Genomic DNA, 17,249 nt, shown 5'->3' on the forward strand with positions numbered 1-17,249 from the left:
CATGATGCGCCGAAATCGTTCGTACGACACGCTAAGCCGACGTCAGCGCATGCTCACAAAAGCGGCGCTGTTGGGCGGCGGCGTGTTCGCGCTGACTCTGAGCGGGGCGTTTTTTTTCGGCGACATGGGGCTGCTCAAGTACACGCAGATGCGGAACAACGCCCGGCAGCTTGAGCAGGAGATCAAGGGCATGGAGCAGGCGAACGAGGAGCTACGGGTGGAAATCCGCCGCACACAGAGCGATCCGACCCGTCTTGAGGAACTGGCCCGTGAGCGGCTCGGATTTGTCCGGCCGGGCGAAACGGTCTACCAGATCGTCCGAGAGCCTGAGAAGGGAGCGCCGAAGCAGCCGTGAGGACTGGGACGATCACGATTGTCGGACGGCCAAATGTAGGCAAGTCCACGTTGCTCAACGCGCTGCTGAAGGAGAAGATCGCGATCGTCTCCGACAAGCCGCAGACGACGCGCACCCGCATTCTCGGCGTGGTGCACCGGCCCGATGCCCAGATTCTAGTCCTGGATACGCCGGGTCTGCACAAACCGCAGCACAAGCTCAACAGCCGCATGGTCCGCGCGACACTGGAGTCGCTGGGTGAGGCCGACGTGGTCTATGTGATGGTGGACGCGACCAGCCTGCCGGGCCCGGGCGACCGCGCGGTGTTTGAACAGGTCAGTCAGGCCACAGCCCAGGACAGCCCGAAAGTTTTTCTGCTGATCAACAAGGTGGACCTCGTCAACAAGGCCAAAGTGCTGCCGGTGATCGATGCCTACAGCAAGATGTTGAAGTGGGAGGAGGTCGTCCCGTTGTCGGCGGTCACAGGCATCAACGTGGACCGTCTGCTGGATCTGACGGTTAAGTTCCTGCCGGACGGCGCAGCCCCGTATGGAGAGGATTTCCTGACTGATCAGTCCATGCGCACGCTGGCGGCTGAATTGATCCGTGAAAAAATTCTGGCGCAGACCCGCGAGGAAGTGCCCTACGCAGTGGCCGTGACGATCGACACGTTCACGGAAGAACCAAAGCTGATCCGGATCGCGGCGACCATCATGGTGGAGAAGGAGTCACAGAAAGCCATCGTGGTGGGCAAGGGGGGGCAGCGGCTCAAGGAAATGGGCACGGCCGCACGGCTAGACATGGAACGACTCTTCGGGCGGAAGGTGTTTCTAGAGTTGTGGGTCAAGGTGGAGGCGGGCTGGCGCGAGGACGAGCGGGCGTTGACGGAATTGGGATACTAGGAAAGATGGAGGCTGAGGGCAAGGGTGAGGGGAGGCCAGTTCGGAATGCCATCCTCTCTCCTTTATCTCATCCTTAACTTAAACTTACTGTGAGAACAGGCTGATGCAGCAGTCCGACAAGCCAATTCAGATCGACCGCGACCCAGCCAGGGATGCCGGCAAGGACCTGCCGCGCGAGCAGGCGGAAAAGGGGCAGAGCAAGTTCGACCTGGTGTTGCTGTCCGTGCAGAAGCTGCTACGGCGCGGCGCGATCACGAATCTCACCAAGATGCTTGGTAAGACGCATCCGGCCGACATCGCCAAGCTCATTGTCCATCTGCCATCGCCGAAGGAAAAACGCACGGTGTTCGAGTTGGTGAAGGGCGAGGGGCCGCGCGGGCAGGTGCTAAGCGAGATGGATGCCGACAGCATTCAGCACGTATTGTCGGAAGTGCCGGCGCCGGACATCGCGTGGCTGCTCAAGGATCTGGCCAGCGACGACGTGACCTACATCATGGGCGTCCTGCCGGATGAACTGGCCAAAGAGATTCTTGCGTTGATGAAGACGGAGGACTCGACGGAAATTGCCGAGCTCCTCAAATACCCCAAGGACACGGCTGGCGGCATCATGACAACCGAGTTCCTGGCGCTGTTAGAAGATACCACGGCGCAAGAAACGATCCGCAGGCTGCAGCGCGCCACCGACACGGAACAGGTGTTCTACGTGTATGTGACCGACAAAGACGAGCACCTCGTTGGCGTGCTGTCGCTGCGGCAGTTACTGACCGTTCCGCCCGACACCCCGCTCAAGAGTATCATGGTGCGCGACGTGTTCAACGTGCCGGTGGACATGGACCAGGAGGAAGTTGCCCGCCAGGTGGCGCGCTACAACTTATTGGCCATCCCGGTCGTCGAGAAAGACAACACACTGGTCGGCATCATCACGGTGGACGATGTGGTGGACGTCATCCGTGAAGAAGCTACGGAAGACATGTTGAAGTCGGCCGGCGTGTCTGAGGAGGACCTGCTGGCCGCCTCGTCTTCGCTGAAGGCCGCCAGTACGCGCCTGCCGTGGCTTTTCACCAGTCTGTTCGGCAGCCTCCTGTCCGGCGCGATCCTCTGGTATTTTCGCTACACGATCCAGGAAGTGGTTGCGATCGTGACGTTTATCCCCGTCATCGCAGCGATGGGCGGGAACGTCGGGCTGCAATCCTCGACACTGATCATCCGCGGACTGGCGACGGGCGGCATTGAGTTGACGGACGTTTGGACAGTCTTCTTCCGAGAAGTCCGCATCGGGCTGCTGCTTGGGCTGGCCTGCGGTGTGCTGCTGACGCTGGTCGGCTGGATCTGGCACGGACAGCCGTTTCTCGGTATGGTCGTTGGCGTCTCGCTCCTCATGGCGTTTGTGATTTCCACCAGCATGGCCACGATCATGCCGGTCTTTCTCAAGCGCGTCGGCGTGGACCCGGCCGTCGCTGCCGGCCCCTTCGTCACGACAGCCAACGACATCACCGGCATCAGCGTGTATCTCACGCTCTCCACCGGGGTACTTGCCTACCTTAAATAAGCATGGCGCTGCTCAAAACCCCCGCCATTGTGCTGAAGAGCCGCAAGTGGGGAGAGGCAGACCGAATCGTCACCTTTTACACGTTTCGATTCGGCAAGCTACGCGGCGTGGCCCGTGGGGCGCGCCGGCTCAAGAACCGGTTCGGCGGCGCGCTCGAGCCCTTTGTCCACGGCGAACTCAACCTCTTCGAGAAGCGTGGGGATTCACTCTATCGGATTACTGGTGCGGACATTCATGACGCCTTCGCCGGTTTGCGCGACGATCTACTGCGGATGTCGGCAGCGGCGCGCCTCACCAATTTCGTGGCGGCGGTGTCCGGCGAGGGGGACGTGCAACCCAGCGTATTCGAGACCCTGCTCAGGGGCCTGCACGTGCTGGACAGCGGCCACGATCCTGCGCTCACCGCGCTGTTGTTCCAGATCAAACTTCTGGGGGAGACGGGCTTCCGTCCGCAGACCGATCATTGCGCGGTCTGCGGCGAGGGGCGGGATCGGAAGGGCTCGCGACATTTCTCGCCGCTGGCCGGGGGGCTGGTCTGCCAGTTATGCGCACGGCGCGACCGGGACCACTGTCTGCCGCTGTCGCCCGGCAGTCTCGCACTGCTCCAGCAGGCGTTACGGTGGACGCCAGCGGCGATGACACGACTCAAAGCCGCAGGGCAGATCCGCGACGAACTGGAAGCGGCCGTCGACTCCTATGTGACGGTGATTGCCGGAAAGCGATTGCCACCGGCTGATTTTCTCTCGTCGGCTACGCTATAGTGACCATCATGACGGCGACAATTCTTGAACCGAAAGACATGGAGTGGATCGGGAAGGGCGTACTCGGGATCGAGTGGTCTGACGGCCACAAGGGCATCTATCCGGTCCGCTATCTCCGCCAGCACTGTCCCTGCGCGGCCTGCACGGACGAATGGACGGGCGCGCTCAAGCTCAAGCCTGATGACGTGCCCATTCTCGTCGCCGTGCAGGATGTCGAGCCGGTCGGCCGCTACGCGCTCAAGTTCACCTTCAGCGACGGCCATGACACCGGGCTCTTCTCGTACACGTTTCTGCGCACACACTGTCAGTGCGACATCTGCGTGCCGGTGAAGCCAAAAGAACAGAAAGGACGGCGCCTGCTATGAGACGAGCACGGGTTGTGGCTGGTAGGGTCGCCGCATCCGGCAAGTGACGGTGCGGTCCCGTGTTAAACCGCCGATGAAACGGGCAGGTCTCTTCCCGTGAAAGTGCTGCTGGTTACGTCCGAGGCCGTACCCTACGCTAAGACCGGCGGGTTGGCCGATGTGCTCGGCGCGTTGCCCCGTGCCCTGGCCCAGCTTGGGCACGACGTCCGGCTAGTGCTGCCAAAATACGGGACGATCGACACCGCCGCGCATGGATTCAAGGAATGGGGACGTCTGACGGTGCCGACCGTCTCCGGTCCGGTCTGTGTCGTCGTCGAAGAAGGCCGCCTGCCGGGTTCGGATGTCGCTGTATTCACAATCGGCCACGACCCGTCATTTGCCCGTCGCGGTCTCTATGGTGAGGCGGGTGCGGACTATCCGGATAATCTCCAGCGATTTGCCCTGTTTTGCCGGGCGACGCTAGAGCTGCTGGCGTTGGCAAAGGCCCCACGGTGGACGCCGGACGTGCTGCACGCGCACGACTGGCCGGCGGCACTGGGCCTCGTCTATCTCAGGTCGCTCTATGCCAGACGGCCAGAATTCACCCGTGTGGCTGGCCTGTTGACCGTGCACAATCTCGGTTATCAGGGTCTGTTCCCGGCAGCGGCCTTTCCCGTGACCGGTCTCGGCAACCAGTTTTTCACCCCGAAGACGCTGGAGTTCTACGGCCAGGTCAATCTGCTGAAAGGCGGACTCGTCTTTGCCGATCTAATCACAACGGTCAGCCCCACGTACAGCCGGGAAATTCAGAGTCCGGAGTTCGGCTTCGGGCTCGACGGCGTGCTGCGTGAGCGGGGTGACCGCCTGGCTGGGGTGGTCAACGGCATTGACGTGGACGAGTGGAATCCTGCCACCGATTCGAGTCTTCCGGCGCGATATTCGGCATCCGAGCGCGCCGGTAAGAAAATCTGTAAGGCGGCGCTGCAGAAGGAATTGGGCCTGCCCGTGCGGGACGTGCCGCTGCTGGCGGCGATCTCGCGCTTCACCGCGCAGAAGGGGCTGGATCTGATCGCGGCCGTGTTGCCGGAACTAATGCAGCTGGATGTCCAGGTGGCGCTGTTGGGCACCGGCGATCCTCCATTGGAGCTGCAGTTCCAGTCGTTGCGCATGCAGTATCCGGACAGGCTCGGTGTGCGCATCGGATTTGACGAAATTCTAGCCCACAACATCGAGGCGGGGGCGGATTTGTTCCTGATGCCGTCCCGCTACGAGCCCTGTGGGTTGAGCCAGCTTTACAGTATGCGCTACGGCACGGTCCCGATCGTCCGGAAGACAGGCGGGTTGGCGGACACGGTTGTACCCTACACACCACAGACGGTGGCGGAAGGACGGGCAACAGGTTTTGTATTCAGTGATGCCACGCCCGACGCGTTACTGACGTCAATTTTATTGGCCCTGCGGGTCCATGCCAATCCGTCCGAATGGGCGTCGCTCATTCAGGCGGGCATGGCGCTAGACATGTCCTGGGAAAAATCGGCGAAGAAATACGAGGCGCTGTATCGAAGGGCGCTGGAGCTGCGGGCCGGTTAATCTTCGAGGAGGGCTGGGGGGGCCGGCCTGAATTCGGGGGGATCAGATGATACGGACAGCACGCGTGGGGTGCCGTCGGTCTTGCGCGCAGGAGCCCGGAAGTTGCGTTCCACGATATTGAGGCCGAGGCGGGCCTGGCCCGCATAGTAGGCAGAATCCTGTCCGCGGTTGTGCAGCACGCGCTGGAACATTTCTGTGGCCAGCTCTAGCCGGTCGGCGCGCAGGGCCATCTGGCCGGTCGAGAGCGCGCAGGCCACGACCATGGCGCTGGGATCGGCGGCCAGACGGAGCGCAGGCTTCGCCACTAGATGCTCTACGAATTCCGGCACGAATCCCGCCGCATCCTTCTTAGCCAAATGTGTGGTCTCCGCATGGGTCAATGTGCGTACATCGGCGTTCATTGCGTCCACGTCCGTACCGGTTTGGCAATGGCGATAGGTTGCCCATGTCGTCATAAACGCTTCGTTCTCCATCTGAGCCTTGGATGGGGACAGCGGGGCGCTCTGGCAGCCTGTTAGGGCAAGCAGGATCCACAGAGCGGTAGCGGTCTTTTTTGCTGTTGTGGCGGTGGACATGGCTACTGTAGGAAAAGCAATCCCGATGCCAATTGTAACGTGTTGATTGTATTGTTGAAATTATGAATATATTGGGATGGGGTGTTTCAAAATATCAACCAGTTGTTTTTTTGCAACTATCGGGATCGAGGATGAAGCGTTTCATCTTCGTATTGAGAGAAAAGACGCTTAGTTTCCGGATGCAGAGTGGCGTGTCCGTTGGGAATACCAACGGTTCGGAATAACGGTGCGAGTTTTCCAGAGGGATGCAGGTAGCCCGCGCGTAGCGGAACCGTCCGCCGGTTGTGCTTGATGAGGTGGCAGGGTGTCGGCCGGATGCTGGTCAGCCAGGCGGCGATATCCTGCGGGTTACCGATGGAAGCCGACAGCAAGAGTAGCCGTGCTTGCGTTGGACTGAAGATGATCGTCTCCTCCCACACCACGCCGCGCTCGGGGTCGGCCAAGTACTGCGATTCGTCCATGATGATCAGGTCAAGGGTGTCCAGCCGTACGTCGATCTCACCGCCCGCTGCGTCATACAGCAGATTCCGTAAAATCTCCGTCGTCATGATCAAGATCGGCGCATGCGTGTTGTCGCGGCGGTCGCCGGTGAGGATGCCGACCTGGTCGGCGCCAAAGAGCCGTGAGAATTCTGTGAACTTGGTATTCGAGAGGGCTTTGAGTGGCGAGGTGTAGATGACCGTCCGGTCGGCCTTGAGGGCGCGCTTCGTCGCTTCAATCGCCACGTAGGTCTTCCCGCTGCCGGTCGGGACGCTGACGATTACGTCGGAGGTCTCCAGATGCTCGATCGCCTCCACCTGCCAGGGGTCCGGCACGAACGGGATGGGTGAGGGCACGCCAATGCCAGCGAGAAACGCATCGAGATCGGGTGCAGGCCCTGATGGTTCGGGTTCGACCGGCGCCGCCGGCCGGCGCGGATGTTGCGGATTCGGCGGTTCGGACCGCGCCAGGGCCGGCCGCGGGCCGCTCTGCTGCGCACCATCCTTGAGCAGTGCAAGCAGATCCGATTCGAGCCCGGCGCGATTCGTGGCCGTGCTGCGCAGCAGACCCTCGATCAGCCGCCGTTTGCCCATACGGAAATGGCGGGGCATTCGTCCGCGCGCGAGTCTGTGTAGCAGCGACACCGGCTGCTGGGCCAGCAGGTTCTCTAATTCATCAGTCGTCATTGTGTGAGTACGTTCGCGCGTGACGGGCAAGACTCACGCAAAAAGGGCGACACGCAAGTCTCGCGTTTCCCGCCGTTGGCACCTTGCTCGCGCCTTCTCATGGCAGTTCCTCCAGTACTCCACGGCGAAGATTTGCGATGGCCTTGCTGGCCGTCTCGGCCAAACCCGGGTGCGTGGCTTTGAGCGTGTGAATCTGCGAAAGATACTCCAGCGTTCTCGCGAGCAGGCGGTAGATGTCGCCTTCGGCCATCGTCGTCATCCGGCAGAGTCCGATCCAGGTCAGGGTCGGCTCAGCCACCCAACGTTCGATGAGTGCGGCTACGTCGCCTCGCAGCAGCGGCGGATCTTCGTGTGGCGCGAGGGATTCAGCCAGCCGGCGTACCTGCCACATCACGGACGAAAGACCGGGACTCATGCGCGGAAACGACCCGGGGCGGTCGTTGTCGTGGGCGATGCTGCCCATGAGTGCCGCCAGCACGTGGGGCTCGACGCCAGTGAAGGCCTCAGCGCAGATCAATTCCGTGATGAGCAGCGAATGGTCGATGCGGATTAGCCGCGCCCATTCGCCGGCCGCCGTGAGCTGGCGGGTCGGTGTCAGATAGCCCAATTCTTGCAAGACGTCCGCACGGCTTTGGAAGCGGTGCCAGAGGCCGGTCTTGAGCGCGTGGATCATCTTCTGGTGCCGCCGGATATCTTGCTTAATCTTCAATGCGGTCGCGTGGTCTTTCTGGCAGGCCGGGCGAGCAGAACAGGTCGTGCAGGGGAAATCGTCAGTCAGCGCGAGCACAGCCTCGCCAGCGTCCGACTCCGGCTGCACGAGGATCGGCAGCACCGGCAGGCGGGCGGGCAGATCCTCTAGGTGTGCCGTCAGTTCGTCAAGGCTGCGCGGCGTGCACCAGGGATAGGAGGCCGATTCCTGCGCCTCGAAGGTCCGGTCAAAGACCTGCGTGACCGTCGTTGCCGGACATTCCGTCACGGCGCCGGCTTCGCGCAGGACGGTGATCATCGGGCTTTTCTGCCCACGGCTCCGGTACTGGCGCAGCACGATCCCGCGGCCCCGCGTCAGTCCCACGACCCGGCCGGGTGTCAGAAAATGCAGCATGGCCACTAGGTCGGGCGGATCGTCGCGCTTGGCGTGCGTGCGCTGCGATTTACGTCTGCGGGCCTGGTCGAACAACTGCCATTGCGTGACCCAGTCGGTGCAGACGCGCGGGCCATAGGGTTCCATCTGTACATGCAGTGCGGCGAGTTTGCCTTCCAGCGTCTCAGCCCGCCGGTTCAACTGAAACTGCGCAAAGCTCCGTGCCAGGATGGATTGAATCTGGTCGAGCGGATGGGCCTTGAGCAGGTTGAGCGTCATTGAATAGTTGATGGCAAACTGGCTGTCAATCGGTTCCGGGTGCCCCGTGAAGCCCTTGGTCAGCACGCCAAGGTCGATATAAGGCGACGGCGTCACAATGGCGAAACCGACTAGGTCCTTGCCGCGCCGGCCCGCGCGGCCGGCCAGCTGTTGCACCTCGCTCACGGTCAGGTCGGTAAAATCCTGCGTCTTGCGGAGGCTCGACTGGGTGATAATGACGGTGCGCGCAGGAAAGTCCACACCAGCGGCCAGCGTTGTGGTGGCGAAGACGGCGTCGAGCAGTCCCTGGCGCATCAGTTCCTCGATGGCGATTTTCCAGGAGGGAAGATGGCCTGCGTGGTGCGCGGCGACGCCGATACGTTCGACGACGGGGATCAGTGGGTGTTCAGCTATGCTGGGATACTGAACGGCCAGCTCCTTAAGGCACTCCGCAATGCCCTTGCGGCGGGCCAGCGGGAGCGCAACCTGGCTGCGCTCGAACGCCTGCATGGCTTCGTCGCAGGCCCGGCGCGACGTCAAAAAGACAATGGCAGGGGTGAGGGATTTCTGGCGAAGCGCCGCGATGAGATCAACCGGATGAATGGAGGGCGGCATCCAGTTTCATTCCTTTGGAAATAACGACGAGGCCCGATTCGGTGACGTGAAACCGTGTGCGGTCAAGATCGAGATTGTACCCAATCTCGGTTTTGGCTGGAATGACCACATCTTTGTCGATAATGGCGCGGCGGATCTTGCACTGCGGGCCGATGCGCACGTGCTCCATGACAACGGAGTCGCGGATCTCGCTGTGGTCCTGCACGTGGACGTCCGGCGCAAGCACCGAATTCTGCACGCGCGCGCCCGAGATGATGCAGCCACCGCTGACCATCGAGTCTAGCGCCACGCCCATACGGCCGCCCGGGTAGTCCTGCGCAAACACGAATTTGGCCGGCGGGTACTGTCCCTGAGAGGTCCGCAGCGGCCAGTCCTGATCGTAGAGGTTGAAGAGCGGGTCCACGGCCACGAGATCCATGTTGGCTTCCCAATAGGCGTCGAGCGTTCCGATGTCGCGCCAGTATTTGGCAGCCTTCTGGTTTTTGTCGTGAAACTTAAATGCGAAGACGCGACCCTGCTGAATCATCTGCGGAATTATGTTCTGGCCGAAGTCGTGCACGGTGCCCGCTTGCGCATCCGCCAGTAGATATTTCCGGAGAAAATCCGTCTTGAACAGGTAAATGCCCATGGAGACAAGGGCCTGAGTTGGATCGCCGGGCATGGGCACGGGGGAGGTCGGCTTTTCGTCGAACCGGCGGATTCGGAAATCGTCATCGCAGCCGATGACGCCGAAACGGCCGGCCTCTGCAATAGGAAACTCGATCGCGCCCACGACGGTATCGGCCTGTTTTGTGATCAGGCACTCGAACATCTCCGCATAGTTCATCTTGTAAATGTGGTCGCCGGCTAGCACGAGTAGATATTCGGAGCGTTCGTTGTCGAGAAGGAACATGTTCTGGTAGACCGCGTCGGCTGTGCCGCGGTACCAATCCTCGCTGATGCGCTGCTGGGGTGGAATGGACGCGACGAACTCGCCGACTTCAGGGCTCAGAATACTCCAGGCGGTCCGGATGTGACGGTCTAGCGACCACGACTTATATTGAATGAGGACGGCGATTTTCCGAAGACCGGAATTGAAGCAGTTGCTGAGTGTGGCGTCGATGATCCGGTACTTGCCCCCAAAGGGGACGGCCGGCTTGGCGCGGTATTCAGTCAGGGGATGCAGCCGCTCGCCCTTGCCGCCGGCGAGGATCATTGTGAAGATTTTGTTCACAGCGTGAAATTGTAACAGCCCCCTCAGAAAATAGGAAGGATTGACACGGTTCGCGACTCCGAGGATACTAGCTCCAGTCACGGAGGATGTTATGCCGAAGAAGCCGAACAAAAAACCTGCACGCGTCGTGCGTCTGTTGACGGCGAAGCCCGCATCCCCACCGCTGCAAGACCTGATCTGGCGGATTGACCGGCTGGAGAGGCAGGTGCACACGCTCTCTGAGCTGGTCCGTGAACATGCCGAGGATACCGACCGTGTCGTGCGGATCGTGGCAGAGGACCGGGACGTGTTGCGGCGCGAACTGCTGCGGCAGCACCAGGCCAGGCTCAGACTGCGGAAACATGCCCGCGCACAGGATACCCATATTGGATTGACGAGTTCGTGACGAATTTGTGAATGACGCCGTCGTCGAACTGCGCGGGGTGGTCAAGCGCCATGGCGCGACGATGGCGTCCGATCGTGTCTCGCTCCACATCCGGCGCGGCGAATTTTTCTCCCTCCTTGGTCCCAGCGGCTCCGGTAAGACAACCCTTCTGAGATTAATCGCCGGTTTCGAGCAGCCGGATGAAGGCGAGGTGCTGATCGACGGCCGTCCCATGCAGGGCGTGCCGCCGAATCTCCGCCCAGTGAATCTGGTCTTCCAGCATTACGCGCTGTTTCCTCACCTGACCGTGTTCGGCAATGTTGCCTTCGGGCTCGAAATGCGTGGGCTGATGCCGGAGGCTGTTCGCGCACAGGTGGCCGAAGCGCTTGCGATGGTCAAGCTGACGGGAAAAAACGAGCGACTGCCGCATCAATTGTCGGGTGGGGAGCAGCAGCGGGTGGCGCTGGCGCGCGCGCTCGTCAACCGTCCGGCGGTCGTGCTGCTCGACGAGCCGCTCGGCGCGCTGGACCAGCAGTTGCGCCAGAATATGCAGGCGGAACTGAAGGCGATCCAACGACAGATTGGACTGACATTTATCTGCGTCACGCATCATCAGGAGGAAGCGCTGACGATGTCGGACCGCTTGGCGGTTCTCGATCGTGGACAAGTCATCCAAGTGGGAACGCCGCAGGAGGTCTATGACAAGCCAACGTCATTGTTTGTTGCCGGTTTCGTCGGCGTCTCGAACTGGGCGGAAGGGAGGGTGACGGCAGCCGCGGGGGGCCGGGTGATACTCGATGTACCTGCCTGGCCGCCGATTCATGCGATAGGAAACGGTGTCCCAAGCGGTTCGCGTGCGACGGTAGTGGTGCGGCCCGAGCGGCTGTACGTCTTGCGCAACGCCGACGGCGATGGATTTGATAACAGCGTGCCGGCCCTTGTGGACCAGGTGGTTTACAATGGCTATGAAACCCGCTATCGGGTCTCTCTGGGGGAATCGGTCTGTTGGACGGTCCGGCTCTCAAACGGTGGAGCGGCGGTCCCGCGCTTTGCCGTTGGGGATCGCGTGGTCGTGGGGTGGAAGGCAGAGGACGCCGTGGTGCTGACCGAATGAACGGCGCGCAGTCCACACAGGTGGACCAGAGACGCTGGCTGGTTGCGCCCGCGCTCGTCTGGTGGGGGCTGTTTGTCGGAGCGCCGTTGGTGATCATCGGGGCCATCAGCGTGGCCTCGCGCGGAACTTACGGCGGCGTGGAATGGCCGCTGACACTGTCCGCCTACCAGTCGCTCGCCGACCCGCTCTACCTGCGCATTTATCTCCGGTCGCTCATGCTCGCCACAGCAACTACAGCGCTCTGCCTGCTACTGGGATTTCCGCTGGCGAGGTACATGGCCGGTCTGCCGCCGCGCCGCCAGATGGTCTGGCTGCTGCTGGTGATGATTCCGCTCTGGACGAATTTTCTTGTCCGAACCTATGCGTGGATGTTCGTGTTACGGGCGGACGGTCTGCTGAACACCGTTCTGATAGCGCTAGACGTGATCCAGGCGCCGCTAGAGATTCTCTATACCGACTGGGCCGTGCTGATCGGGCTGGTTTATGCTCATCTTCCCTTCATGGTGCTGCCGCTGTACGCTTCGCTTGAGCGCCTCGATCGCTCGTTGATCGAAGCGGCCCAGGACCTCTACGCATCCGGGTGGACGCGGTTGACCCGGATCATCGTGCCGCTCACGAAGCCGGGCATCGTTGCGGGATGCGTACTGGTCTTTATTCCATCGCTGGGTGCTTATCTGACGCCGGATTTGCTGGGTGGTGCGCGCACCATGATGGTCGGCTCTCTGATCCAGCACGAATATCTCGTCGTGCGTGACTGGCCCATGGGATCGGCCGTCTCGCTGGTGCTGCTGGTGCTGGTAACAATTGGCGCGTGGTGGTTGCCGCGCACGGGATGGATGCGAACGTCATGACGCCGATGCGAGCAGCGTCGCGCTGGCTAGTGGCCGTGAGTGGGGCCGTGCTGGGACTGCTCTATCTGCCGATCGTAATTCTGATCGTCTTTTCGTTCAACGCGGCCAGGCTTTCGGCGGTGTGGCAGGGCTTTTCGTGGCAGTGGTATCACCGGCTGGCTCAGGATCCTGCGCTCATCACATCGCTGGAGAACAGTCTGTTGGTAGCGGCTGTGTCCACGATCACTGCGCTGGCGTTGGGTGTCGCTGCAGCGGTCGGGCTCGAACGGGGGACGTCCCGATGGCGTGAAATGGCCGAAGGCGCGCTGCTGGCCCCACTAGTGATGCCGGAAATCATGATGGGCGTCGGGTTGTTGCTGCTGTTTGTCATGATCAAGATGCCGCTGGGCCTGCCGACGGTGGTCATTGGCCATGCGACGTTCAACGTGCCGGTCGTCATGGTGATTGTGCAGGCGCGGCTGCGTAAGCTTGATCCGCGGCTGGAGGAGGCCGCGCGCGACCTGGGTGCCACGCCGTGGCAGGCCTTCCGCCGCGTGACATTGCCTTTGTTGCAACCGGCGATAGCCGGGGCGGGGGTGATGGCCTTTACCGTCTCGCTGGACGATTTTCTAGTGTCTTTCTTTACGGCGGGCCCGGGCGCTACGACGCTGCCGCTCAAGGCCTATTCGATGATTAAGACCGGCATCTCGCCGGAGATTAACGCCCTATCGGCGCTCCTGGTCCTCGTGTCCATGACGCTGGTCTGCGGTTCGTTGCTGTTGCAGCGGAAAGCTGTTGATGGCTAAGCGAACGGGGAGCGTGCTGGTCCGCGCCGCCTGCGCCACCGCAATGCTGGTCGCCTGCCAGGTCTCGTCTGATGATCCGGTTCCCGGCAAGATCCTCTACTACTACACCTGGTCGGACTATGCAGGCCCCGAGCTGCTCAAGGAATTCGAGCAGCGGCATAACGTGCGGGTTGTCATTGATACCTTCAGCAGCAACGAAGAACTGCTGGCAAAACTGCAAAGTGGCGCGTCCGGCTATGATGTGACCGTCCCGTCGGACTTCATGGTTGCCATCATGGCGAAGCAGGGCCTGCTGGCCGACTTGGAGCCGGACAGGATTCCCAATGCCCGTGCACTCGAGGACGTCCTCCAGCGGATGCCAGTGGACCCCTCGCACCGTTTTTCGGTGCCCTATCTCTGGGGCACGGTCGGCATCGGTTACGATTCGGCCGTGCTGCCCACACCACCGGACAGTTGGGCGGTGCTGTGGGACGAGCGCTACAGGGGCCGGATCAGCATGCTCAACGATCAGCGGGAAGTAGTGGGCGCGGTGCTGCGTTCACTGGGCCAGTCCATGAATACGCGCGATCCGGCTGTGTTGGGGCAGGCTCGTGACGTACTGCTGCGCCAGAAGCCGCTGGTAAAAACCTACTCGAGCGACCATTACGACCAGTTGCTGGCTTCCGGCGAAGTGGTGCTGGCGCACGGATGGGGCGGGCCGGTCGCGCGGGCCATGGCGCTCAAGCCGTCCATTCGGTATGTCGTGCCGAAGGAGGGCGCAACGATCTGGGCGGACTGTCTTGTGATTCCCAGGACGTCGCGCAACAAGGAGCTGGCCAGGGCGTTCATCAATTATCTGCTGGATCGCGAGGTGGCGGCCCGCACGAGCGAGCAGCTGCTCTTTGCTTCGGCAAACCGGGAGGCCAAGGCACTGGTGAAGGAGAGCGTGCGCAACAACCCCGCGGTCTATCCGTTGCCGGCCAGTCTGGGCCATGTGGAATGGATGATGGATGTGGGAGAGGCGATTCGGCTCTATGACCGTATCTGGACGGAATTGAAAGTGAGCTAAGGGGCGAGGGGGGTTTTTACCTAAGTGTTTTCAGGACATGCAGAACACGATATAATGCGAAGTGTTATGAAAAGCTTTACAAAGCGAGCCTTTCACTCTTAGGGGATTACGTGCAGCATCGACAGGCCATAGTGTGGTGTGTGCTGGCAAGTCTCGGTCTGCAGGCTGGTGCGGCAAGTGCGGCGACGCCTGAAACCCAGCCGGTTCCGCTGGAGATGAAGCCGGCAGCGACCATGTCATCCCCGGCCTATCCCGACCTGATCAAGGGCACGGTGCCGCAGCAGCCGCAAACGGAGGCTGTTCGCCTGAGCCTTAATGACACCGTCGCGCTGTTCCTCCGTCAGAACTTCGACCTGCTCATCACCAAATTTGGCATCGATTACGCCATGGGCCAGCAGATCACGGCGCGGTTGTTCCCAAACCCAGTCTTGTCGATCGCCAGTGTCGGGGCCTACGGGCAAGGCCAGAATTTCCTGCAGCGAGGGCAGGTCTATCCGCAAATCCAGCAGCTCTTCGAGCTAGCCGGCAAACGCGGCTATCGCATGGAGAGCGCGGGATTTGGGACGCAGTCGGCTGAGGCCAATTTCGAGGATGCGATCCGCCAGCTCACCTTCACGGTCAAGGATGCCTACTTCCGCGTGCAACTGGCCCAGCGCCGCCTGGCGCTGGCGGAGGAAAATCGCGGCCGGTTCATGCGCATTCTCGAGGTCAACACGATCCGGTTTAAAAAGGGCTACATCGCCGAGGTCGACCTGATCCGGATCCGGCTACAGATTATCGACTTCCAGTCCCAGATCATTCAGGCCATTCAGGAGGGCATCGCCGCGCGGGCCGATTTGCGTGTGCTGCTGGCGCTCTCGCCCTCGACCGATCTTCTGCTGACGACGGAGCTGGATTATCACCGGCTGGATCCGGACGTGGTCAATCTGCAGAAAGTGGCGCAGGATGCCCGCCCAGACATCCGCGCCAAGCGGCTTATGCAGGCGCAGCGGCAGGCGGACCTCAGGTTGGCGCAATCGTATCGCGTACCGGATGTGACCATTGGCGCGGGACTGGCGTTGCAGGGGCCGAAGGGCCCCGACAACCAACAGCAGGTCGGGCTCAATGTCGGCGTGCCGCTGTTGCTGTTCAACCGCAATCAGGGCGGCATCAGACAGGCGGAGGTGTCGATGCAAACCGCCGAGACGAGCGTAAATAAAGCCCTCGTGCAGGTGCAGAACGAGGTCGAAACTGCCTACCGGAACCTGCGCGAGAGCCAACGGCTGGTCGAGACCTACCGGGGTGGTGTGTTGGAGGATGCGCGCCTGACTCTGACGATCGTGGAAAAAGCCTACGAGCGGGGCGGCGCGACGATTCTCGATCTGCTCGATGCCGCCCGGACCTCGCGGGCGATTCAGCAAAATTACATCGAGACCCTCTATAATTATCAGCGGAATATCTTTATGCTGGAAAACGCCGTCGGGAAGGAGATTGCTTCGTGAAGGTCGGGGGGGGGATGGGGCTATCGACCGTGAAGGCCTTATCCGTGCGCTTATTCTTAGCCTTAACTTTGGCCTGCCTGCCGCTTGTCGCCTGCGATCGGACTGACCAGCCGACGTCGCTGAGTGCCGCGACGCCAAAGGTGCCCGCGCAGGCCGCTCCGGCCGGCGACGGGCCGAGCCGGATCGAGACGATGACGGTGGAATACAGTGGTGTGAAGACAGCACTGACGCTGAACGGGCGAGTGAATTACGGCGAGGACCGGTTCTCGAGGATTTCATCGCAGTTGCAGGGCCGTGTTCTGGAGGTGCAGGCAAAGCTGGGCGACCGGGTCAAGACGGGGGACATTCTGGCGGCCATCGACAGTCCGGACATTGCTGCGGCCTATTCGACCTACGTCAAGGAGACCTCCGAGCTGGACTTCGCAGTGCGCGCCTACGAACTGGCCCGTGATCTCTACGAGAGCAAGGCGATTCCGTTCAAGGATTGGAAGCAGGCGGAAAACGATCTGAACAAGGAGCGGGCGGAATTCCGACAGGCCAAGGAACGGTTGCTTTCACTGCGGGTGTCAGCCGAGGAACTGGACAAGCCGATCGCTAGGCAGCAGATTACGTCACGGTTCGAGCTCAAAAGCCCGCTCACTGGGACGGTCGTGGAGCGGAATGTGACGCCCGGCCAGTTGGTCAACGGCGATCCCACGCAGGTCCTCTTCACCGTGGCTGATCTAGACAAACTGCAGGTTGTGGCCGATCTCTACGAGCGCGACGTCAATCTCGTCAAGGTCGGGCAGGTGGCGGCGTTGTCGGTGGAATCCTACCCGGGTACCAGTTTTCCGGCGGTGATCTCGGCCATCGGCGACCTGGTGGATCCTAGTACACGCATCATCACCGTCCGCGCCCTTGTCAACAACGAGACGCACCAGCTCAAGCCAGGGATGTTTGCCCGCCTGAACATCGACGTGGGCGACACAACGCCGTTCATTGCGGTCCCGCGCGAGGCCGTGTTGGAGATCGACGGGCATGACTTCGTCTACGTGGTGGAGGGGGCCAGCCAGTATGTGAAGCGGCAGGTGAAGGTTGCACCGGCGGCCGGCAATCAGGCGCGTATCCTGGAGGGACTCACGCCCGGCGAGCAGATCGTCACCAAGGGAGCCGTGTTCATCAAGGGACATGAAACCAAGGTGCCGACCGGATAATGCAGACGCACCGCCTCCTTACTGC

At 61.5% G+C, this 17,249-nt stretch carries 16 protein-coding genes and 1 pseudogene; 13 read left to right on the forward strand and 4 right to left on the reverse strand.

All coding sequences use genetic code 11. The features are described from left to right. Nucleotide 1 precedes the first annotated feature (1 nt). The 6 genes from FJ248_01740 to glgA all read left to right on the forward strand — a co-directional run bounded on the left by FJ248_01740 (nucleotide 2) and on the right by glgA (nucleotide 5,480). Nucleotides 2-355 carry a septum formation initiator family protein gene (locus tag FJ248_01740; protein MBM4119610.1) on the forward strand — a complete coding sequence of 118 codons (354 nt, stop codon included), beginning with the start codon at nucleotides 2-4 and terminating at the stop codon, nucleotides 353-355. Next, a complete protein-coding gene (locus FJ248_01745; protein MBM4119611.1) occupies nucleotides 352-1,236 on the forward strand; it encodes a GTPase Era in 885 nt (294 codons plus the stop codon). Before FJ248_01740 ends, FJ248_01745 begins: the two co-directional genes overlap by 4 nt. Nucleotides 1,237-1,444: 208 nt before the next feature. After that, nucleotides 1,445-2,785, forward strand: a complete 1,341-nt coding sequence (gene mgtE, locus FJ248_01750) for a magnesium transporter (protein MBM4119612.1) — start codon at nucleotides 1,445-1,447, stop codon at nucleotides 2,783-2,785. A gap of 2 nt (nucleotides 2,786-2,787) precedes the next feature. Next, nucleotides 2,788-3,546 carry a DNA repair protein RecO gene (gene recO, locus FJ248_01755; protein MBM4119613.1) on the forward strand — a complete coding sequence of 253 codons (759 nt, stop codon included), beginning with the start codon at nucleotides 2,788-2,790 and terminating at the stop codon, nucleotides 3,544-3,546. Between the two features lie 8 nt (nucleotides 3,547-3,554). Next, entirely contained in the window at nucleotides 3,555-3,911 is a 357-nt protein-coding gene (locus FJ248_01760) for a DUF971 domain-containing protein (protein ID MBM4119614.1), read from the forward strand. A gap of 96 nt (nucleotides 3,912-4,007) precedes the next feature. Then, complete coding sequence (gene glgA, locus FJ248_01765; protein ID MBM4119615.1) at nucleotides 4,008-5,480, forward strand: glycogen synthase GlgA; 1,473 nt, start codon at nucleotides 4,008-4,010, stop codon at nucleotides 5,478-5,480. Here the strand turns inward: glgA and FJ248_01770 are convergent. The 4 genes from FJ248_01770 to glgC all read right to left on the reverse strand — a co-directional run bounded on the left by FJ248_01770 (nucleotide 5,477) and on the right by glgC (nucleotide 10,388). Further along, a complete protein-coding gene (locus FJ248_01770; GenBank protein MBM4119616.1) occupies nucleotides 5,477-5,935 on the reverse strand; it encodes a hypothetical protein in 459 nt (152 codons plus the stop codon). The two genes, glgA and FJ248_01770, sit on opposite strands and share 4 nt — an antisense overlap. 236 nt (nucleotides 5,936-6,171) lie before the next feature. Beyond that, nucleotides 6,172-7,221 carry a DEAD/DEAH box helicase gene (locus FJ248_01775; protein ID MBM4119617.1) on the reverse strand — a complete coding sequence of 350 codons (1,050 nt, stop codon included), beginning with the start codon at nucleotides 7,219-7,221 and terminating at the stop codon, nucleotides 6,172-6,174. Between the two features lie 97 nt (nucleotides 7,222-7,318). Then, nucleotides 7,319-9,175: a hypothetical protein gene (locus FJ248_01780; protein MBM4119618.1), complete on the reverse strand. Its 1,857-nt coding sequence runs from the start codon at nucleotides 9,173-9,175 to the stop codon at nucleotides 7,319-7,321. Continuing rightward, nucleotides 9,150-10,388: a glucose-1-phosphate adenylyltransferase gene (gene glgC, locus FJ248_01785; GenBank protein MBM4119619.1), complete on the reverse strand. Its 1,239-nt coding sequence runs from the start codon at nucleotides 10,386-10,388 to the stop codon at nucleotides 9,150-9,152. The genes FJ248_01780 and glgC overlap by 26 nt, the downstream gene beginning before the upstream one ends. Nucleotides 10,389-10,479: 91 nt before the next feature. Between glgC and FJ248_01790 the strand changes: the two genes are divergently transcribed. The 7 genes and pseudogenes from FJ248_01790 to FJ248_01820 all read left to right on the forward strand — a co-directional run bounded on the left by FJ248_01790 (nucleotide 10,480) and on the right by FJ248_01820 (nucleotide 17,224). Continuing rightward, entirely contained in the window at nucleotides 10,480-10,773 is a 294-nt protein-coding gene (locus tag FJ248_01790; GenBank protein MBM4119620.1) for a hypothetical protein, read from the forward strand. A gap of 61 nt (nucleotides 10,774-10,834) precedes the next feature. Continuing rightward, nucleotides 10,835-11,530 (forward strand): annotated as a pseudogene (locus tag FJ248_01795) (ATP-binding cassette domain-containing protein). A gap of 332 nt (nucleotides 11,531-11,862) precedes the next feature. Continuing rightward, the gene (locus tag FJ248_01800; protein ID MBM4119621.1) at nucleotides 11,863-12,717 is read left to right on the forward strand and encodes an ABC transporter permease; all 855 of its coding nucleotides are present in this window, start codon (nucleotides 11,863-11,865) and stop codon (nucleotides 12,715-12,717) included. Between the two features lie 5 nt (nucleotides 12,718-12,722). After that, nucleotides 12,723-13,502, forward strand: coding sequence for an ABC transporter permease (locus FJ248_01805; protein ID MBM4119622.1), 780 nt, complete (start codon nucleotides 12,723-12,725; stop codon nucleotides 13,500-13,502). After that, nucleotides 13,495-14,550 (forward strand): spermidine/putrescine ABC transporter substrate-binding protein, encoded by a 1,056-nt coding sequence (locus FJ248_01810; GenBank protein MBM4119623.1) that lies wholly within the window; start codon nucleotides 13,495-13,497, stop codon nucleotides 14,548-14,550. Before FJ248_01805 ends, FJ248_01810 begins: the two co-directional genes overlap by 8 nt. A 110-nt stretch (nucleotides 14,551-14,660) precedes the next feature. Continuing rightward, nucleotides 14,661-16,031: a TolC family protein gene (locus FJ248_01815; GenBank protein MBM4119624.1), complete on the forward strand. Its 1,371-nt coding sequence runs from the start codon at nucleotides 14,661-14,663 to the stop codon at nucleotides 16,029-16,031. A gap of 14 nt (nucleotides 16,032-16,045) precedes the next feature. Then, entirely contained in the window at nucleotides 16,046-17,224 is a 1,179-nt protein-coding gene (locus FJ248_01820; GenBank protein MBM4119625.1) for an efflux RND transporter periplasmic adaptor subunit, read from the forward strand. Nucleotides 17,225-17,249: the final 25 nt, after the last annotated feature.

Source organism: Nitrospira sp., assembly GCA_016873435.1.
Classification (GTDB): domain Bacteria; phylum Nitrospirota; class Nitrospiria; order Nitrospirales; family Nitrospiraceae; genus VGXF01.

What these genes read in the sequence shown, in the direction of transcription:
- FJ248_01800 (MBM4119621.1), top strand. Translation starts at nt 11,863, where the DNA reads ATGAACGGCGCGCAGTCCACACAGGTGGACCAGAGACGCTGGCTGGTT.
- recO (MBM4119613.1), top strand. Translation starts at nt 2,788, where the DNA reads ATGGCGCTGCTCAAAACCCCCGCCATTGTGCTGAAGAGCCGCAAGTGG.
- FJ248_01775 (MBM4119617.1), bottom strand. Translation starts at nt 7,221, where the DNA reads ATGACGACTGATGAATTAGAGAACCTGCTGGCCCAGCAGCCGGTGTCG.
- FJ248_01770 (MBM4119616.1), bottom strand. Translation starts at nt 5,935, where the DNA reads ATGACGACATGGGCAACCTATCGCCATTGCCAAACCGGTACGGACGTG.
- FJ248_01760 (MBM4119614.1), top strand. Translation starts at nt 3,555, where the DNA reads ATGACGGCGACAATTCTTGAACCGAAAGACATGGAGTGGATCGGGAAG.
- FJ248_01790 (MBM4119620.1), top strand. Translation starts at nt 10,480, where the DNA reads ATGCCGAAGAAGCCGAACAAAAAACCTGCACGCGTCGTGCGTCTGTTG.
- FJ248_01810 (MBM4119623.1), top strand. Translation starts at nt 13,495, where the DNA reads ATGGCTAAGCGAACGGGGAGCGTGCTGGTCCGCGCCGCCTGCGCCACC.
- FJ248_01820 (MBM4119625.1), top strand. Translation starts at nt 16,046, where the DNA reads ATGGGGCTATCGACCGTGAAGGCCTTATCCGTGCGCTTATTCTTAGCC.
- FJ248_01740 (MBM4119610.1), top strand. Translation starts at nt 2, where the DNA reads ATGATGCGCCGAAATCGTTCGTACGACACGCTAAGCCGACGTCAGCGC.
- FJ248_01780 (MBM4119618.1), bottom strand. Translation starts at nt 9,175, where the DNA reads ATGCCGCCCTCCATTCATCCGGTTGATCTCATCGCGGCGCTTCGCCAG.
- FJ248_01805 (MBM4119622.1), top strand. Translation starts at nt 12,723, where the DNA reads ATGCGAGCAGCGTCGCGCTGGCTAGTGGCCGTGAGTGGGGCCGTGCTG.